The 18,073-nt window shown below is 52.2% G+C and carries 14 protein-coding genes and 1 pseudogene; 13 read left to right on the top strand and 2 right to left on the bottom strand.

Annotated elements, in window-relative coordinates; translation table 11 throughout:
* The first annotated feature begins 44 nt into the window (after positions 1-44).
* The 6 genes from AWQ22_RS11470 to AWQ22_RS11445 all read left to right on the top strand — a co-directional run bounded on the left by AWQ22_RS11470 (position 45) and on the right by AWQ22_RS11445 (position 8,682).
* A complete protein-coding gene (locus AWQ22_RS11470; protein ID WP_065711163.1) occupies positions 45-569 on the top strand; it encodes a hypothetical protein in 525 nt (174 codons plus the stop codon).
* 29 nt (positions 570-598) lie between these two features.
* Positions 599-1,879, top strand: a complete 1,281-nt coding sequence (hisS, locus tag AWQ22_RS11465; protein ID WP_065711162.1) for a histidine--tRNA ligase — start codon at positions 599-601, stop codon at positions 1,877-1,879.
* A 19-nt stretch (positions 1,880-1,898) separates the two neighbouring features.
* Entirely contained in the window at positions 1,899-4,103 is a 2,205-nt protein-coding gene (locus AWQ22_RS11460) for a hypothetical protein (RefSeq protein ID WP_065711161.1), read from the top strand.
* Positions 4,104-4,162: 59 nt separating this feature from the next.
* Positions 4,163-4,954: a hypothetical protein gene (locus AWQ22_RS11455; protein WP_065711160.1), complete on the top strand. Its 792-nt coding sequence runs from the start codon at positions 4,163-4,165 to the stop codon at positions 4,952-4,954.
* A gap of 158 nt (positions 4,955-5,112) precedes the next feature.
* Positions 5,113-6,654 carry a hypothetical protein gene (locus tag AWQ22_RS11450; RefSeq protein ID WP_157094619.1) on the top strand — a complete coding sequence of 514 codons (1,542 nt, stop codon included), beginning with the start codon at positions 5,113-5,115 and terminating at the stop codon, positions 6,652-6,654.
* A 132-nt stretch (positions 6,655-6,786) separates the two neighbouring features.
* Positions 6,787-8,682: an MASE1 domain-containing protein gene (locus tag AWQ22_RS11445; RefSeq protein WP_065711159.1), complete on the top strand. Its 1,896-nt coding sequence runs from the start codon at positions 6,787-6,789 to the stop codon at positions 8,680-8,682.
* Between the two features lie 13 nt (positions 8,683-8,695).
* On the opposite strand, the gene AWQ22_RS11440 is transcribed toward AWQ22_RS11445, so the two are convergent.
* Positions 8,696-10,315, bottom strand: a complete 1,620-nt coding sequence (locus tag AWQ22_RS11440) for an ABC transporter ATP-binding protein (protein ID WP_315862446.1) — start codon at positions 10,313-10,315, stop codon at positions 8,696-8,698.
* A gap of 113 nt (positions 10,316-10,428) precedes the next feature.
* Here AWQ22_RS11440 and AWQ22_RS11435 point away from each other — a divergent pair, with 113 nt between their 5' ends.
* The 5 genes from AWQ22_RS11435 to AWQ22_RS11415 all read left to right on the top strand — a co-directional run bounded on the left by AWQ22_RS11435 (position 10,429) and on the right by AWQ22_RS11415 (position 15,355).
* Positions 10,429-11,430: a glycosyltransferase gene (locus AWQ22_RS11435; RefSeq protein ID WP_232321354.1), complete on the top strand. Its 1,002-nt coding sequence runs from the start codon at positions 10,429-10,431 to the stop codon at positions 11,428-11,430.
* Between the two features lie 55 nt (positions 11,431-11,485).
* Positions 11,486-12,820 carry a TrkH family potassium uptake protein gene (locus tag AWQ22_RS11430; RefSeq protein ID WP_065711156.1) on the top strand — a complete coding sequence of 445 codons (1,335 nt, stop codon included), beginning with the start codon at positions 11,486-11,488 and terminating at the stop codon, positions 12,818-12,820.
* 166 nt (positions 12,821-12,986) lie between these two features.
* Positions 12,987-13,691, top strand: a complete 705-nt coding sequence (locus tag AWQ22_RS11425; RefSeq protein WP_012307864.1) for a TrkA family potassium uptake protein — start codon at positions 12,987-12,989, stop codon at positions 13,689-13,691.
* A 13-nt stretch (positions 13,692-13,704) separates the two neighbouring features.
* The gene (locus AWQ22_RS11420; RefSeq protein WP_065711155.1) at positions 13,705-14,379 is read left to right on the top strand and encodes a M15 family metallopeptidase; all 675 of its coding nucleotides are present in this window, start codon (positions 13,705-13,707) and stop codon (positions 14,377-14,379) included.
* 22 nt (positions 14,380-14,401) lie between these two features.
* Positions 14,402-15,355, top strand: a complete 954-nt coding sequence (locus AWQ22_RS11415) for a DUF6208 family protein (protein ID WP_065711154.1) — start codon at positions 14,402-14,404, stop codon at positions 15,353-15,355.
* On the opposite strand, the gene ribE is transcribed toward AWQ22_RS11415, so the two are convergent.
* Positions 15,350-16,033: a riboflavin synthase gene (ribE, locus tag AWQ22_RS11410; RefSeq protein WP_065711712.1), complete on the bottom strand. Its 684-nt coding sequence runs from the start codon at positions 16,031-16,033 to the stop codon at positions 15,350-15,352. The genes AWQ22_RS11415 and ribE overlap by 6 nt on opposite strands.
* Before the next feature lie 161 nt (positions 16,034-16,194).
* Here ribE and AWQ22_RS11405 point away from each other — a divergent pair, with 161 nt between their 5' ends.
* Positions 16,195-16,701 (top strand): bifunctional nuclease family protein, encoded by a 507-nt coding sequence (locus tag AWQ22_RS11405; protein WP_030007331.1) that lies wholly within the window; start codon positions 16,195-16,197, stop codon positions 16,699-16,701.
* A 22-nt stretch (positions 16,702-16,723) separates the two neighbouring features.
* Positions 16,724-17,413 (top strand): annotated as a pseudogene (locus tag AWQ22_RS17435) (recombinase family protein); the annotation flags it as partial.
* Positions 17,414-18,073: the final 660 nt, after the last annotated feature.

Here is an 18,073-nt window from a genome sequence, read left to right as displayed (position 1 = left end):
GATCATAATGTAGGGATATTTGCTCTTTTTGGTGTGAGCTGACCATGATTGCCAATCCTTCTAGTTCTCCGAGCTTCGATAACGTTACGCCCCTACCCCAGAGTGGTGCTTCGGTACCCATTTCTGTTTATCAACAACTGGCCGAGAAACTCCGGGCCACCCAAGCGGAGATGACAGCCCTCCAGCAGGAAAATCAACAGTTACGGGTTCACAACCGGAAGCTATATAACCAGGTGCATCAGGTAGTGCAATCTACAGAGCGCCTCAAGGAAATGGTCAACCGCCACGATTTTGGCATCGAGCCACTGCCACCGGTTACGCCCCACCACCGTCCCCCACAGGGAAAGCCAACTGCGAGTAATGTGATCGCGGCTCTACCGACACCAGAACCTGTACGGCAGTTTACGACGGTTCCCCCGGAGCAGTTTGAGAGTAGGACGGATTTTGATGCTGGGGTGAGTGCTTGGGTGCTCTTGGTAGCGGCGATCGCCATGATTTTGACAGCATTTGGGGCAGGATACATGGTAGTTTTACCTCTGCTGAACAATAACAACGCCCCATCCCGATAAGCTGGGATTGGTACTTTTTTCTAGACATAATGGCAACAATTCAAGCTTTACGAGGAACAAAGGATATTTTTGCGCCGGAGATCGCCTACTGGCAGCAGGTGGAGGCGGTGGTGCGCGATTGCCTCGGCCGGGCGATGTACCAGGAGATCCGCACGCCCATCTTTGAGCAGACCAGCCTGTTTGAGCGGGGGATTGGTGAGGCGACGGATGTGGTCAGTAAGGAAATGTATTCTTTCACAGACCGGGGCGATCGCCCGATTACCCTCCGGCCTGAAGGGACAGCAGGGGCAGTCCGGGCCTATATTGAGCGGAAATTGTTTGCCCAAGGTGGTGTGCAGCGGCTGTGGTACACAGGGCCAATGTTTCGCTACGAAAGACCCCAGGCGGGCCGTCAACGGCAATTTCACCAGGTGGGGGTCGAGGTGCTTGGCAGTGCGGATCCCCGCGCCGATGTGGAAGTGATGGCGATCGCCACGGAAATTTTGCAGAAACTGGGCCTGAAAAATCTCAGCCTGCAATTAAACTCGGTGGGGAATGGCGGCGATCGCCAACGGTATCGTGAAGCTCTGGTGGATTACTTACTCCCTTTTAAGGCGGATCTCGATGCCGATTCCCAGGAGCGGCTCAAGCGCAATCCCCTGCGCATTTTGGATAGCAAAGATAAAAAAACCCAGGAAATCGCCCAAAATGCCCCCAGTATCCTGGATTATCTGGGGGATGACTCAAAAAAACATTTTGACCAAGTGCAAGCTTCCCTCACGGCCCTGGGCATTGACTATGTGTTAAACCCTTGCCTCGTGCGGGGCCTAGACTACTACACCCACACCGCCTTTGAAATCCAATCCAGCGACCTCGGTGCCCAGGCCACGGTCTGTGGAGGCGGGCGTTATGATGGCCTCGTGGCGGAATTGGGTGGCCCCGAAACGCCAGCAGTAGGTTGGGCCATTGGTTTAGAGCGTTTGGTGATCCTGTTACAACAATTGGGAGAAGCCCCCGGCCCCCAACTTGATTTTTACCTCGTTTCCAAAGGAGAACAGGCCGAGGCCGCCGCTGTGATTTTGGCCCATAAGTTGCGTTTTGCGGGGTTCTCGGTGGAGCTTGATCTCAGTGGTAGTGCCTTTGGGAAGCAATTTAAACGGGCTGACCGTAGTGGGGCGATCGCCTGTTTGGTGCTCGGCGATGAAGAAGCCGCCAACCAGCAGGTACAACTCAAGTGGCTCCAGACCAAGGCCCAAGAAACCCTGGCCCAAGCAGATCTGCTGGGAAATCTTGAGTCGTGGCGTCAAAAAATTCAGCAGGCAAAACATTAGAATCCCAGAGGAGGCGTCGATGGTGCACTGGCAATTTCTGCTACAAAAAAAAGGCGATCGCAATTGGGACATCCTCCAGACCGAGACCCTGAGCTTAGCGCCTGGGGAGTATCGTCTAGCTGCCCGGGGCGACGCCCAAGTAGAAATTCACTGTGAGATTTGCTTCCCCCAAGGACAAAGGTCGCAGCGCATAGATGTCACCACCGACCAGGGCTTATTTGCGATCATGCCCCTGCAACACCTCGGCACTGGAGAATGGGTGATCATCTGCCGGAGCCTTGAGGTGACTAACCCCTGGGAAAAACGTCTCACGCTCCAGGTCACCCAGCCAACATTTAAGCCGTTGCCGCTGCCCCCAAACCCCAATGTCTTTTCCTTTGAAACAACGTTTTCCTTAGCAGACAGTCACCCAGAAACAGCAGATCAGTCTACCCAAAAAATAAGCGACGACATTCCCCCTCCACGGGAGGAAACAGCAGCAACACCCGTGATGAATTCTTTGGCCGACGCTGACCAAAGTGCAGCAAACCATGAAACGTTAGAAGAATTAGCCGGAGTAGATGAGGCTCCCACTCTGTTAGAAACGTCAAAAACATCCACACCCCCAGCATCCCCAGAACCAGATGAAGAGGAACACGCCACCGCCCTGCTAGAAAATTCCCTCACGGCATTAGATGAGCTGCTCAGGGAAGAATTAGAGCCGATTTGGGCAGAAATGGATCAAGTGGCCCAAGCTCAAATTGCCGCTGCACCACCCGCGCCGCCCACTTTGGATATTCCTCCGGCCCCACTCCCCTATCAGATTGTCCTGGCGCAGACCGTTTATCCTTGGGACACAACTCATGCACCGGAACTCCGGGGAGACATTCAACCCAATCCCGCCGCTGGCGATCGCCAACCAATTTCTGAGCCTAGCACCCTAACGTTTACCCTTCGGGATCCCCAGACAGCCACAGTGGTAACCACCTTAACGGCGGCGATCGCCCTTGATGATTTTCCCTGTGCCTTTAGCCAAACCATTACCATCGATGGGCCTCTAACAACTCTGCTCCTGGTCGGAGAAATCACCCTACACACAGAGGCAGAGGTATTACTCGCCCAGCAAACCTTTAGCCTCATGGCAGATTATGGGGCGATCGCCAGTCAACTCCAAGCAACCGCGCCCCCAAAACCAGACTCCCCAGCGCCAACTACGCCCACACCTAAACCCCTCAAGCTTCCTACCCCTGAGGCCGTGGCTCCTAGTCCCCAGCCCCAAAGTCAGCAAACCCCGACCATTCTGCCCCCCAAGCTCAAAACCAAAGGTCAAAAGTCAACCACGGGCCTGCAATTGCCCAACTTCACTGCCAAGGCAACTGTACCTGATGTTCCCCCGTCAGACCAAACTGAACCGACCGATGAAGCACCTGTAAGCTCGTCGGATCATGCCCTAAAAGCCTCAGAAGATAATGACCCCCAGACAGCGGCACCAAAGACAGACAAAGATACTGCTGCACAAGACTCTAATCCCCCTGCTGCCGAAGCTTCAGAAACGCATCCGGCAGAGGATTTGGATTGGAATTCACGGTTTTTTACCCGGTTAAATGCCCTGGCCGTGGATGGGGAAGATTCCACCTGGTTAATGCCGGAGCCGGAACCGCCGACAGTCCCCCCTGAAGCAACCCTAGAAGCAGAGAACCCAACACCGACACCATCGCCCCGCTTGGAAATTGTTGTTGATAGCCTCTGGGATGAGCAACTTGAAGTCCAAAGCCCAGAAGAGGTACCGGAAGCTACCCCAGAAACAACTGCCGAATTCCCTGAGTCGGAAATGCCTTTCGCTCCAGAAACACAAACTGATCCACCACCATTACCGATTCCAGAACCCCAGCTTCACCTTGATAAAACGGCTTACCAGGTGGCAGATTTAGCCGTTGTTGAATTGAGTTTACCCGCCGGGGGCGATCGCCTCCATGGACAACTGTGGCTCCAGGATCGCCAAACACGGGAACTTTTAGCCGGGCCATTTCAACTAATGACCTTTACCCCAGGCCCCGAAGGACGGCTTTATTGTCGCCAAGTGGTTTCGATTCCCCCCGGTGCTTTGGCGTTGAGGTTTGAGGCGATCGCCCTTGACCCCCACTCCCAACAAGAAAGCCGTAAAGTGAGCCAAGACTGTCAGGTGTTGCCAACCGCAGCCACAAACGGAGACTGGCCCGCCCTCGAATCTGGAGAATCTTGGTGATGTTACCCTTGGGCAAAGAATCGTTCTACTCGGTCTGTCTGGCATAACGGAGCATTTTGATGAAAAAACCCATCCTGATCATTGCGAGTTCAATTTTGGCCCTCGGTGTAGTGGGGGGTGGAGCTTTGCTAGCAACGGAAAACTGGTTAGGCCAGCGCCTGGAAACGGAACTCGAAAGCGAACTCACTGAGAGCACGGGCATTGAGGCAGCAGTGGGGCAGACCGAGGTGCAACTCCTCCAACGTCGGGTGATGTTCCATGATTTGGCCTTTGCGAATGTGCCGGGCTTTTCTGGGGAAAATCTATTGGTAATTCGTCACATCGAACTGCAAAACCCCCAACTGCAAGGCAAACCCCTCCAGGTGGCGATCGCCAACCTCGAAGGGGTCACAGTGAACATCGAAGGTGATCTAAATGACTTGCCGGATCCGCGCCTTGTGGGTGCCCTACCCAATGTCAACATCGCCCAATTGATCGAACAACTAGAGCCACAGATCCAAGCTTCCACCACGGCCGATGGCCAACCCACCACGACATTTACGGTGGATCAACTAGCGGTGCAAAATATCCAGGTGAATTTAAACCTCACGGTGCCCTGGCAGGAGCAGGCGATCGCCCGGCAGATTACCGTACCGGATGTTAGCCTTACAGGAGTGACGAACCTCAATCTGGGCGACAAATTAGGCGAAAGCCTTGGAGCGGCCCTCACCGAAGAATTATCCTTGTTTTTCTTTGAAGAAATTTTGCCCGGTTCTTTCCAATATGCCCAAGAATCTTTACCCGGAAACCTAGACCTCTCCGGGTTTGAACTGCCGGACACCATGGAAATCCCATCCCCCCAGCGCCCCTAGCCTGACCTTGGGGAACAATTGTGGCGCGTTTGAATTCTTGGCTTTGCAACGGGGCCGTGTAGTCCCTGGAAATTTTGGCTATCCTTAAGACGGCAAAAGGCGATCGCCACGATTCCGATTTCTAGTTATTTTGTCATTATTTCAAGTGTGAGTATTTTATGGATCAGCGGCCACCATCAACGGGAACTTGCCCCAGAAAAATTACCCAGGCCCGGCAGCAACCTTGGCGTCACCGTCTCCAGGCCTTTTGTCTCGCCCTTGGTTTGGGTGGCCTTTCCCTCGGTATCGATCCCCTCACCGCCCAGGCCCAAGTCAATAATCAACTAGACGAATATTGTCGCCTCAATGCTGGGGCGATCGCCGCGAAAGATCAACGGCGCGCCGCCGCGATCCAAGGTGATCGTAGCGCCCAAGCCGAGTACCAAGCGCTCCTACAACAACACAAAGATCAACTGCAGCGTTGCCGTCAAACCTACTGGCCACGGCACCAGGCCATGTGGCTCCGTGTCTATCCTTGCGACACAAAAGCCGGGATGATTGAGCGGATTCTCGACGACATTGTCAATAAAGGCTACGACCAGCTTTATCTCGAAGTCTTTGCCGATAGCCAGGCCCTGTTACCCAAAAACCAAAACAATACCCCCTGGCCATCCCGTATCCAAACCCCCGGCCTCGAAAATCGCGATGTGATGGCTGAAATCATCGAGAAAGGCCGAGCGCGTGGTCTAGAGGTCTATGCTTGGCTCTTTGGGATGAACTACGGCTATGTCTATGGAAATCGGGGCGATCGCCAAAGTGCCATGGCCCGTAATGGTTATGGTGAAACTAGCCTCGACTTTGTCCAAGATGGTGCCCAAGCCTTCGCTGATCCCTACAATGCGATCGCCCAAGCCGACTATAAAAATCTTGTCAATCAGATGCTCCAACGGCAACCCGATGGCATTTTATTTGATTACATCCGCTACCCCCGGGGCACCGGTGCCCGCTCCGTGGCTGCTTCCGTGGCAGATCTGTGGATCTATAGCCCCGCCTCAGCCCAAGCCCTCTACGACCGCGCCGAAAATCGTCAGGGTCTAACCCTCATCGAAAAATATCTCCGCCAGGGCAACATTACCGTCGGGGATGTGGCGGCAGTTTTAGCCCAATACCCCGAAGAAGGCACGCCCCGGTGGCAGGGTCGAAAAATCCTGGGGGATGAAGCCGATCTAGACGTCAATGTTCTCCATCAACGCCTTGTCGCTGAACTTTGGTATCTCACTGTCAGCCATGCGGCCCAAGGGGTTGTGGATTTTGTAAACAGCGCCGCCGCCCAGGCCCAAAGTCGCAATATTCCTGCGGGGGCCGTATTTTTTCCGGGGGGTAATCAACCCGTCGGCCAACGGGGTTTTGATTCTCGCCTCCAACCTTGGGATAAATTTCCTGGTTCGATGGAGTGGCACCCCATGGCCTATGCCGTCTGTGGCAACAGCAGTTGCATCGTTGACGAAATTAACCGGGTGCGTCAGTTTGCGCCAGCGGGGACAAAGATTATTCCGGCCTTGGCGGGAGATTGGAACCGTGCCCAGGATAATCGCCCTTCCCTCAAGGATCAAATGGCCGCCATCAAAGCTAGCTTCCCGGACATTACCCAGGTGAGTCATTTTGCTTACTCTTGGCAGGAACCACAATTTGATAATGACCGCAAATTTTGTCGCGTCTAGAATACTGGGGGATTGGCTCGGTGACGAGGTACTTAGAGATTCATTGCATAGGTGTCATGAACGATTCGAGCACACCCCACAATAGAATCTAGTCATCGGTAGCCAATTATTTTCCCTAATCTTTTCTCTGTGATGGTTTTGTCGTCATTATCTCGTTTGTCTTCCCGTTTTTTGATTCATCAACCGGAACCTTGGTGGAAGCACGTGGTCGTGGCGATCGCCTATTGTGTTACGGCCCTGTTTTCTCACAATTTTACGGTTTACCCAGAAACAGGTTCGACGCCCATTTGGATTCCGGGGGGGCTAGCGGTGGGCTTCCTGGTCGTGTGGGGACTACCCATGTGGTGGGGGGTCTTGGGGGGCATTTTGGTCGCAGAGATCGTCATTTACCAAGCTTGGCTCAGTGTGCCTAATTTGTTGATGACCCTCGGCATTACGGCGATCGCCACCGCCGGAAAAGTCCTAGCGGCCTATTGGTTACAATGTCGCAACCAACACCGTTATTTTTTAGACCGACCGGAGACGACCCAAAATTTTATCCTCTACAGTTGCATCCTGAGCCACCTCCCCGTGGCGATCGCCTGTGCCCTCATCGTTTGCCTGGCCGGAAAAGCCCCTTGGTCGCTGTATCCAGAAATTGCTGGGACTTGGTTTCTCAGTGACAGCTTTGGCATTCTCATTTTTGCGCCTCTAATTATTGCCACCCAGCATGGCTACCGTGAATTTATCCATCACCTCAAAAAATATTGGTTAGCGGCCATCAGCATCGCCGCCCTGACCCTCGGCATTAGTCACCTGGTGATCAACGGCTACCACGGTGAATATCTCCTTGCCCCTCTCCTGGTGTGGACAACCTTTCAGTTTAAAGAAGTTGGCGCAACACTCCTGATGGTGATGATCGTTTTGATGGTGGCGATTAGCACCGTCCAGGGCTATGGCACCTTTGTGGGGGAGTCGTTACGTAATTCCCTGCTGCTTTCGCAATTTTTTATTGCCTGCATTGGCCTGATGACGTTGATGTTAATCGCGGTACTAAACGAAAAAAAGCAAGCCAAAGCCGATCTCAAGGCGATGAATCAAACCCTTGCCAGCCAAAATCAACGCCTCGAAGAGCTGGCGACCCAGAAAGAATTGGCCCATCAGCAGCGGGAAAATCTCTTGGTTAAATATAATCAAGCCCTGAAACGACAACTAAACCTTATCCAAGCTAAACAAGCCGCAGAAATGGCGGCCCAGGAAAAGAGTGAATTTCTCGCCAACATGAGCCATGAGATTCGCACGCCCCTAAATGGGGTAATTGGTGTGGCCCAATTGCTACTGACTATGGATCTCAAGGACGATCAAGCAGAATTGGTCGCCATTATTGAAGACAGTGGTAAAACCCTACTGAATATCATCAACGATATCCTTGATTTTCTTCGGATTGAGTCGGGCAGCCTCCGCTTAGAAGCCCGTTGTTTTTCGTTTCAGGAACTGTTGAAATCTGTCTTCACCCTCCTGAAAGTACAGGCCGACCAAAAGGATATTGATTTGCAATATTGTGTGGCGGATTCGATTCCCAATATTTTGATGGGGGATGATTTACGGCTGCGGCAAATTCTGTTTAACCTTTTGGGTAATGCCCTCAAATTTACGGCAACGGGATCTGTGCAATTGGTGATCACAAGCCACACGGTGCCGTCCCTGAGCGACCCCCCAACGGAGGAACTGAGTTTTCAAATTTTAGATACGGGCATTGGCATTCAGGTTGCGCAACTCAATCAACTATTTCAACCCTTTATCCAGGCTGATGCTTCCATTAGTCGTCGCTACGGGGGTAGTGGCTTAGGGTTGGCGATCGCCAAACGTCTGGTGAATCTCATGGGTGGCAAAATTTGGGTTGAGAGCAATGGTGAGCTGGCCGGTGATCCACCGCCAGACTGGTTTACCCCCGGTGAACTCGATCCCCAGAGTTATGGGGCTTCTTTTTACTTTACGTTTTTGAGCCATCCTGTCCCGGAGCTGGCCCGTACCCCAGACCACAATTGAATAAGCAAGATGATTACGCGGAGTGGAGGAGGGGGGCAGCCCCCAGAAGTTTCTGAGTGTAGGGGTGTTGGGGATAATTGAAAATGTCGGTAGTCTGGCCTAATTCAACGATTTTGCCCTGGTTCATCACCGCAATGCGATCGCACAAAAATTTCGCCACCCACAGATCATGGGTAATGAATAGATAAGTTAGGTTAAACTCCGCTTTTAGGGCTTGCATTAAATCTAAAACCTGAGCCTGGATACTCGCATCGAGCATACTCACGGGTTCATCACAGATCACAAGGCGCGGCTCGGTAATCAAAGCCCTGGCAATGCCCACCCGTTGCTGTTGCCCCCCAGACAGTTGCCGGGGATAGCGAGCATAATATTCCTCAGCGGGCGTTAGACCGACCTTTTCGAGCATTTGCAAGACCTTTTCTTTAACCGCTGGCCCCGTCGCTAACTGGTGAATGTGGAGCGGATCACCGATATTTTCCCCCACGGTCATCAACGGATTCAAAGAAGCATGGGGATCTTGAAAAATCATCTGGAGGTGCCGTCGCTCCGGTCGCATTTGTCCCACTGACAGTCGGTTTAATTCTTTCCCTGCAAAGATAACTCTGCCACCCGTAGGTTTGATCAGTTGCAAAATTGTCCGGGAGAGGGTGGATTTGCCGCAGCCGGATTCCCCGACAAGGCCCAAAATTTCCCCTTCATAGATGTCAAGGTTAATCCCATCGACAGCGCGGATCACCTGGGTTTTTTTGCCCGTGATTAGCCGTTGAAACAGGTTGATCTCCAGGGTGTAATGTTGCTCTAGGTTTTCGAGGGAGAGGATCGCTTGTTTCTCTTGGTGAGGGGAAATTTCTTGATCGCTGTGGAGGTGGAGGGCGGCTTCGAGGAGGGATTGGGTGTAGGGATGCTGAGGGTCATTGAAGATTTGTTTAACGGGGCCAGTTTCGACGATTTGACCTTGGTGCATCACGGCAATGTCCGTGCAATATTCGGCGACCATGGCGAGATCGTGGGAAATCAGCAACAAGCCCATCTCCCGTTCGGCGCAGAGACGGGTCAGTTCCTGGAGGATTTCGTTGGCAACGGTGACATCGAGGCTAGTGGTCGGTTCGTCGGCGATGATGAATTTGGGATCGAGCAGCAGGGCTAGGGCGATCGCCACCCGTTGACGCATCCCGCCGCTAAATTCGTGGGGATATTGATGCCAGCGGTTTTCGGGAATGCGCACAGCCGTCAGGGTTTCGAGGGCTTTTTGTTTTGCGGCTTGGGCGCTGAGGTCGGGGCGGTGGCAACGGAGGGTTTCGAGGCAGTGGTTGCCGATGGTCATCAGGGGATCGAGCCTGGTCATTGGGTCTTGGAAAATTAACCCCACTACTTCGCCCCGGTAGTGGCGTAGGGCTTCGCCCTGTAAATTGAGGATTGGTTTTGCTTGAAAAGTGGCATTGCCAGTTACCTGGGAACCCCGTGGCAGTAGTTGCAACAGGGCGCGGCCAATGGTGGATTTACCGCAGCCGGATTCGCCCACGAGGCCGAGGAGATCGCCTTGATTCACCTGAAAAGACACCCCAGCAACGGCCCACTGTAAAGCTTGACCCTGGGCAGGATAGGCGATGTGTAGATCTTGAACCTGAAGCAGAGGAGGGGTCATGACGAACTTACCAAGGAACACTGACCCTCTGATTTTAAGGGGATTTCTGGCCCTGCCGAGTATTTTTCCAGATAAACAGTATATTTTTAGAGACTCTTCCAATGGCTACTATGCGATCGCTTTATTTCCTCGTCCCCGGTGTCAGTAAAAAATTTGCCAGCGGTGGCCTCTTTGCCGAAATCAAGACCTGTGAACTGGCCCAACAACTGCAATCCGCCCATTTAGTCACCTACCGAGAAAAATCCCCAGATCACCTTTATTTACCGGAACTGCTGCCCCAGGTGCAGCCCCAGGAAGCTATTTTTGTGATCAGTTGGGGCTTTGATATTCCGCGTCTGGTCAAACAACTGCGATCGCATCCGGTGGTTTACCATGCCCACAGCACCGGCTATGGGTTTAAGCTCCCCAGTCGCATTCCCATTTGGGCGGTGAGTCGCAATTCCCTAGGCTATTGGGGACAACGGGCACCGAATAATCCTTTGTTTTATCTACCCAATCAAATTTCCCCGGAGTTCGAGAACTGGCAGCAAGAACGGGATATTGATGTATTGGTGCAAACCCGTAAAACTTCTAGCTATGTGCTCCAGCAACTGGTGCCCTACCTCCAGCAACGATGTCGCGTAGAAGTGATAAATTCCTTCGTGCCAGACCTTGCGGCCCTCTTTAATCGCAGTAAAATTTATCTCTATGATTCTGCGGAATATTGGCTGAATAATGCGGTGAGTGAAGGCTTTGGTTTGCCCCCCCTAGAGGCGATCGCCTGTGGTTGCCAAGTTTTTAGTAGCGTCAACGGTGCTTTAGCAGATTACTTAGATCCGGGCTTCAATTGTCAAAAAATCAGTACCTATTGTGTCGAATACGATGGCGATCGCCTTTTGGCCGCCCTCAACAATCCCCCAGCCGCCACCAATGCCCAAGCCCTCTTTCAGGAATACCGCACCGAAACGATTTTGCTCCGGTTTGCCACCATTCTCCAGGAGGTTAATCATTTCTTTGATTACCAAGGCCAATACCCAGGCAATATCCAACTCCAGCGACAAAATCCTCTCCTGGTGCGCCTCCGCTTGGCCCTCCGCCAACAGCTTGCCCAGTGGCGCGCCTAATGCCATTTCATTTTTTTGATCTTTTATAAATGCTTTTTTGTAATCTTGATCGGCCATGACCATCGCCAGAACCATTTGCCTCGGCTTTCTCGGAGCTATTCTATTGGGTACGTTGCTTTTAATGTTGCCTTTTTCCACCGCCTCCGGGGAATGGAATAGTCCCCTCGTCGCCCTATTTACCTCGACTTCCGCCGTTTGTGTTACAGGATTAATTGTGGTGGATACAGGCACAGCCTTTTCCAACTTTGGCCAGGGAGTTATTCTTCTGTTGATCCAACTGGGGGGACTAGGCTACATGACCCTCTCGACATTTCTCATGCTGCTGCTGGGGCGTCGGTTTGACTTGGCCCAAAAATTTGCCATTAAAGAATCCTTTGACCAACCCTACAACCAAGGTAGTCGAAATTTGATTCGTTCGATTATCGCTACCACGCTCATTGGGGAACTGACGGGGATTTTCCTGCTTTTTGGGCGGTTTAGTCGAGATTTTGATCCTGGTGAGGGGTTATGGCTCGCAATTTTTCACAGCATCAGCGCCTGGAACAATGCGGGCTTCAGTTTGTTTGCGGATAGTTTAGTGGGCTATCAAAATTCTCTCCTGGTGAACGGGGCGATCTCTGGCTTGATCATTTTTGGTGGCATTGGTTATGAGGCGATCATCGAAATGTATCTGTGGTTGCGGCACCGTCTCCAGCGCAAAAGCCGACGCTTTACCTTTTCGTTGAATTTTGAAGTGGTCACCTCTACCACCTTCTGGCTCCTGGGTCTGGGGACTGTGGCTTTTTTGTTTGTGGAATGGGCCAATCCAACCACCTTTGCGGGGATGAGTTGGGGTGATAAGGCGATCGCCGCTTGGTTTCAATCGGTGACCACCCGCACCGCTGGGTTTAATAGCATTGACATCGGCAAGCTGAGTACCGCCGGACTGTTTATCACCATGGGTTTGATGTTTATTGGGGCGAGTCCCAGTGGCACCGGGGGCGGGATCAAAACAACCACCATTAATATCCTGGCGAATTGCACCAAATCCGTGCTCTATGGTCAAACCCGTGTCACTGTTTTTGACCGTGAAATTGCCCAGAGTATCGTTTTTAAGGCGATCGCCGTTGTGTTCGGTTCTGCCACCGTGATTACCATTGCTACAGCGATTATTTCCATCAGCAACCCTGAGATCGAATTGATTGCGATTTTGTTTGAGGTGATTTCGGCCTTTGCCACCGTTGGCCTGTCCACGGGGATTACTGCCAGCCTTTCTGCTGTCGGTCAACTGACCCTAATTGCCACCATGTACTGTGGTCGGGTCGGGGTACTCTTGCTGATGTCGGCCATCGTCGGGGAAATCACCCCACGCCGCATTAGCTATCCCGAAGAAAATTTATTGGTGGGTTGAGCCGCAGCACCTCGGCCAGAGGAATGTCCCAAGGCTTCACTAGCGCTTGAAATTCGAGTAGGATCATCGGTTAAGATGCGGCGATCGCCTCCACAGCATTTTGAACCTTTCGCAATCACATTAGCCACGAGTTAACAACCATTTGGGTTTTGGAGTAAAACAAACGGTGAATTTACGGAATTGGAATTTTCTCTTTCAGGGTTTTCGGCAGGAAGAAAGTCGTCAGTTTGCGGTCATTGGCCTGGGACGATTTGGTCGCGCCGTCTGCACAAAATTACATAACATGGGCTACGAAGTCCTCGGCACCGATATCAACCCGAAATTAGTCGCCCAGGTGGTTTCCGAAAAACTCGTCTCCCACGCAATGCAATTGGATTCCACCGAGGTGATGGCCCTGCGTCAGGCGGGTATTTTTGAATTTGACACTGTCATTGTGGCGATTGGGAATTACCTCCAAGAAAGCATTGTCACAACCTTAAACGTGAAGGAAGGGGGCGTCGAACATGTGGTGGCTAAGGCCTCCTCGGAGGTACATGGCAAGCTCCTAAAACGGGTGGGGGCCGACCGCATTGTTTACCCAGAATATGAAGCTGGGGCCGCCCTCGCGATGACCCTCACAAAACCGTCAATCCTCGACCGCTTTGATATTGACGAAGAACACAGCATTGTTGAGATTAAAATCCCAGAGGCTTTCCATGATAAAACCCTAGCGGAACTGTCCCTACGGGCCAACTACGGGGTGAATGTGTTAGCAGTGGGCAATGAAGAGCATTTTGAAATTAACCCTGGGCCAGAGCATCGCCTGGATAAGTCGCTAATGATGATGGTGATTGGGACTAATGACGCGATCCATCGCCTACCGTTGTCCTAAGTTGCCCCGTCCCATGACCAAACCCTATCAACGGATCCCCATCGCAACAAGTGATGACCCCCTGGTGCCAATCCCCGCAGGTCTTTTTTCTTTGGTGACGCCCCACCCCTACATGGCTTTGGGAGCTGATTATGGGGGGCGATCGCCTTATTTTTTACGCCGTCGAGTCCTCGACAAACTCATCCAAGCCCAGGATTTTTTGCGGGCTGCCCATCCAGAGTTCCAAATTCAAATCTTCGATGCCTACCGACCGATCCCGGTGCAGCAATTTATGGTGGACTACACTTTCGCCCAGCTAAAAGGCGATCGCCCCCTAACTCCCCCCGAAACAGCCCAGATTTGGGAGCAGGTGTTGCAATTTTGGGCCGTACCGAGCCGCGATCCAGCGACACCGCCACCCCACAGCACCGGCGCGGCCCTGGATGTGCGTTTGGTGAACCTCGTCCAAGAACCTCTGCCGATGGGAGGAGAGATTGACGACATTGGCGATCGCTCCTACCCAGATTTTTATGCTGCCGCCACCACGCCCCCAGAACAGCAGTACCATCACAATCGCCAATTGCTTAGGCAGGCCATGGAACAGGCAGGCTTCGTGATTCACCCCAACGAATGGTGGCATTTTTCCTATGGGGATCAGCTCTGGGCCTGGCAAACCCAAAGGGCGATCGCCCACTACGGTAGAATCTAGGACACAATTTTTCTGATAAATAATGGCGCGTAAACCCTGGTTAGAACTGCCCTTAGCAATCTTTTCCTTTGGCTTTTATAAAGTCAATAAATTCCTAATTGGCAATCTCTACACTTTGTATTTAGCGCTGAATAAAAAAAATGCAAAAGAATGGCGCATTATTGGAGAAAAATCCCTCCAAAAATTCCTCAGCTTACCCGTTTTAATGACCAAAGCGCCCCGCTGGAATACCCACGCCATTATCGGTACCCTGGGGCCACTTTCTGTCGAAAAAGAACTCACCATTAACCTCGAAACGATTCGTCAATCTACAGAAGCTTGGGTCGGTTGTATCTACGACTTTCCGGGCTATCGTACGGTGTTGAATTTCACGCAACTCACCGATGACCCCAGCCAAACAGAACTCAAGATCTCCTTACCCAAGGGCAAATATACCGTCGGTTTACGCTACTACCACCCCAAGGTGAATCCCCGCTTTCCGACAGTTAAAACAGACCTAGATCTAACCGTAGCGACCTTGGTCGTTTCGCCCCAAAATAATGATTTTTATCAAACCCTAGCCCAGAAAACAAACCCTTATTTTTGTCTGCTCCACTACTATATTTTTACGCTATTTAAATTTCGGGATGTCTTACCAGAAGCTTTTGTCAAAGGAGAATTTCTGCCCGTTGGCGCCACCGATACCCAGTTTTTCTACGGCGCTTTAGATGCAGCAGAACGTTTAGAAATTACCATCCAATCACCTTGGCTACAGAGCTTTGATTTTTATCTCACCTTCTATAACCGCGCCAGTTTTCCCCTGCGTTGGCAAAAAATCACCGAAAATTTAACCTGTGATCCCCTGGGAGAAAAAGGCTATTACCTAATTCGGATGCGGCCCCGCACCCAAGCAGCCGAGGCACAATTACCGAGCGTTGTGGGCGAAGAAACCCAGGTTACGCCCCACCAGAAAAAACTGGCAATTCAGTCGTTATAAATAACCGTGTTCCTGGAGGAAGTCGAGGCCAATGTCCGGGGCTTTTTGCTCCCGTTGGTAACTGACAAATCGCTGGACATATTTCGCGAGGATATCCCCCTCTAGGTTCACCCAACTGCCCGGCTTGAGGTAGGCCAAATTCGTTTCGGCGTAAGTATGGGGGATCACTGCCACTTTGAACCACTGGCCCAGGCGATCGCATTCGGCCACCGTTAGACTAATGCCATTGACCGCAATGCTTCCCTTGGACACCAAACAAGGGGAAATATTCATATCCCAGGTTGCCTGGTAATCGGCGATCGCCGTAAACCACAATTCCCAGGCACGGGCAGTTTCGACAACCTTCTCTAAAGCGCCAATGGTATCCACATGGCCTGACACAAAATGACCACCGATCTTACTGCCCACCCGCAGGGACGTTTCAATATTCACCCAATTGGAGCGGGAAACGGCATCACCGAGGATGGTGCGTTTTAGGGTTTCGGGGGAGGCCGTAGCAACAAACCCCTGTTCGGCAATGGTTTCGACGGTCAGGCAAACGCCATCTACGGCTACACTATCACCGAGGGCCAGATCCGACATCACTTGACTGGCCCCATGGCCCTGGATATCGATGGCAAAGCGATCGCCACCAAGGGCTTTAACGGTACCAAGGGCTTGAATCAATCCAGTAAACACAGGGCGTGATGCGATCGCAGTAAAAGGGCCATTCGATTGTAGCGGGAATTGACCGAAAATCAGGCCCAACATCCCCCCAGAATATCGAAGCTGTAGGATACTAGTTAGTAAGGGAATCAAATATTGCTCCCGTTGCCATCCCTACCCCGAGGCCCAGATCCATGATTGAAATGCACGTTGCTGGCATTGCCCTTGATGCCATTACTCGGAGCCCGATCATTCTCCTGAAGGATGCCTCGGAACGGCGTGCCTTACCGATCTATATTGCCCAGGATCAAGCCCGCTCAATTATGAATGTCTTGGAGCAAAAAACACCGCCACGGCCCCTCACCCATGATCTCTTTGCGGATCTATTGGAAGCTTGGGATCTCACCCTCGATAAAATTATTATCCATGCCCTAGAAGAACACACTTTCTATGCGGTGCTTTGTACCTCCCAGGGGGAAGAAACCCAAGAAATTGACTGTCGCCCCAGTGATGCGATCGCCATTGCCCTACGCACCGAAAGCCCGATCTGGGTCGTCGAAGAAGTGATTTCTGAGGCCTCAATTCCCGTAGACCGAGATGCCGATGAAGAAGAACGACAAGCATTTCGCGCCTTTGTCGATCAACTTAGCCCCGAAGATTTAATTCGCCACAGCCAATCCGCCAACCCAGAGGAAAGCTAAACCGAAGGAGGGTTCAAGGCGGATGACAATTTTTGTCTACAGCTACAGTGACCCACTCCTGGATGCCGCCCCAGAACCAGAACTATGGGGGGTCGAGGTCGATCGCATTTATAGCGATTGGGGGCAACGGCAACAGCTCACCCAGTTACTCACGGATCTCGACGCCGGCGATCGCCCTGATTATTTACTACTACGTCGCCTCGATGAATTGGGGGATAACCTCAGCGAGATTGGCGATCGCCTCCAGCACATCGAAAATTATGGTGTGGGGATTATCGCTACCGAGCAAGATTACCAAAGCGATCAACCGCTGGATCAAAAAGCCCTGGGCCAACTCTTTCAAACCATTGGCGATCGCCTCAGACAACAAAAAATTCAACGGGGCCACGCCAAAAACCGCCGCCAATTTCTGCCACCCCCAGGCAAAGCCCCCTACGGTTACAAGCGAGGCCAAGACCGTTACCTCATCGACCGCAGTACCGCCCCCGTGGTCAAAGATTTTTGTGAACATTTTCTTCTCTTCGGTTCCCTGCGGGGGGCCGTGCGTCACCTAGAACAGCGCTTTGGGAAAAAAATTGCCGTATCCACCGGGCGCAACTGGTTAAGCAATCCTGTCTACCGGGGTCAGCTCCATTACTGTGACGGAACAACCATTCCCAAAACCCACGCCGCAATCCTCACCGACAACGAAGCCGCCCAAATTGATCGCCTCCTGCGCCGTAATCGTCCCCTCGCCCCCCGCAGTGCCAGTGCCCCCCGCTGTTTGGCCGGGCTGGTGCAATGTCAAACCTGTGGCAGTGCCCTCACCATTAGCCGTGTCAGTCGGCGTAATCATTCCAAAACCTATTTATACCTGCGTCCCCTCGCCTGCCCCCGCAAGCCCAAATGCCGGGCGATCGCCTACGACAAAATTTTCCGGGCCACCGTACAAAGCATTTGCCAGGAGTTCCCCGCGATCGCCCAGCAATACCAAGGCCCCTCCCTAGATCAGCAACAGGGCCAGATTCAACAGGAGATTCAACAAAAGGAAAGCCTCATTGCCGCCCTCCCGGATCTCACGGCCCAGGGCATTTTTGACCCAGAAACGGCTGCCCAACGCCGCTATGTGCTGCGTAGCGAAATTAGCCAACTGCAAACCCAACTAAACCAACTTCCCCCCGCTAACCTGGGGGCGATCGCCAAAACCATCACCCTCGAATCTTTTTGGTATGACCTATCCGAAGCCGAGCGGCGCTTTTACCTGCGGGAATTTATCGAACAAATCCAACTCCGCCGTACTAGCCGTGACGATTGGCAAATCCAGCTAAAATTCATCTTTGCGACCAGTTTCCGATACACTGATGAATGATTTAATCTAACTAAACCTTTATTA

The sequence above is a fragment of the Picosynechococcus sp. PCC 7117 genome (genome assembly GCF_001693275.1).
Lineage (GTDB): Bacteria > Cyanobacteriota > Cyanobacteriia > Cyanobacteriales > MRBY01 > MRBY01.
This window is presented reverse-complemented; position numbering and strand designations above follow the sequence as displayed.

Bases quoted from the DNA above. Each gene is read 5' to 3' on its own strand.
- AWQ22_RS11470 (WP_065711163.1), top strand. From the start codon at position 45: ATGATTGCCAATCCTTCTAGTTCTCCGAGCTTCGATAACGTTACGCCC.
- hisS (WP_065711162.1), top strand. From the start codon at position 599: ATGGCAACAATTCAAGCTTTACGAGGAACAAAGGATATTTTTGCGCCG.
- AWQ22_RS11460 (WP_065711161.1), top strand. From the start codon at position 1,899: ATGGTGCACTGGCAATTTCTGCTACAAAAAAAAGGCGATCGCAATTGG.
- AWQ22_RS11455 (WP_065711160.1), top strand. From the start codon at position 4,163: ATGAAAAAACCCATCCTGATCATTGCGAGTTCAATTTTGGCCCTCGGT.
- AWQ22_RS11450 (WP_157094619.1), top strand. From the start codon at position 5,113: ATGGATCAGCGGCCACCATCAACGGGAACTTGCCCCAGAAAAATTACC.
- AWQ22_RS11445 (WP_065711159.1), top strand. From the start codon at position 6,787: ATGGTTTTGTCGTCATTATCTCGTTTGTCTTCCCGTTTTTTGATTCAT.
- AWQ22_RS11435 (WP_232321354.1), top strand. From the start codon at position 10,429: ATGGCTACTATGCGATCGCTTTATTTCCTCGTCCCCGGTGTCAGTAAA.
- AWQ22_RS11430 (WP_065711156.1), top strand. From the start codon at position 11,486: ATGACCATCGCCAGAACCATTTGCCTCGGCTTTCTCGGAGCTATTCTA.
- AWQ22_RS11420 (WP_065711155.1), top strand. From the start codon at position 13,705: ATGACCAAACCCTATCAACGGATCCCCATCGCAACAAGTGATGACCCC.
- AWQ22_RS11415 (WP_065711154.1), top strand. From the start codon at position 14,402: ATGGCGCGTAAACCCTGGTTAGAACTGCCCTTAGCAATCTTTTCCTTT.
- AWQ22_RS11405 (WP_030007331.1), top strand. From the start codon at position 16,195: ATGATTGAAATGCACGTTGCTGGCATTGCCCTTGATGCCATTACTCGG.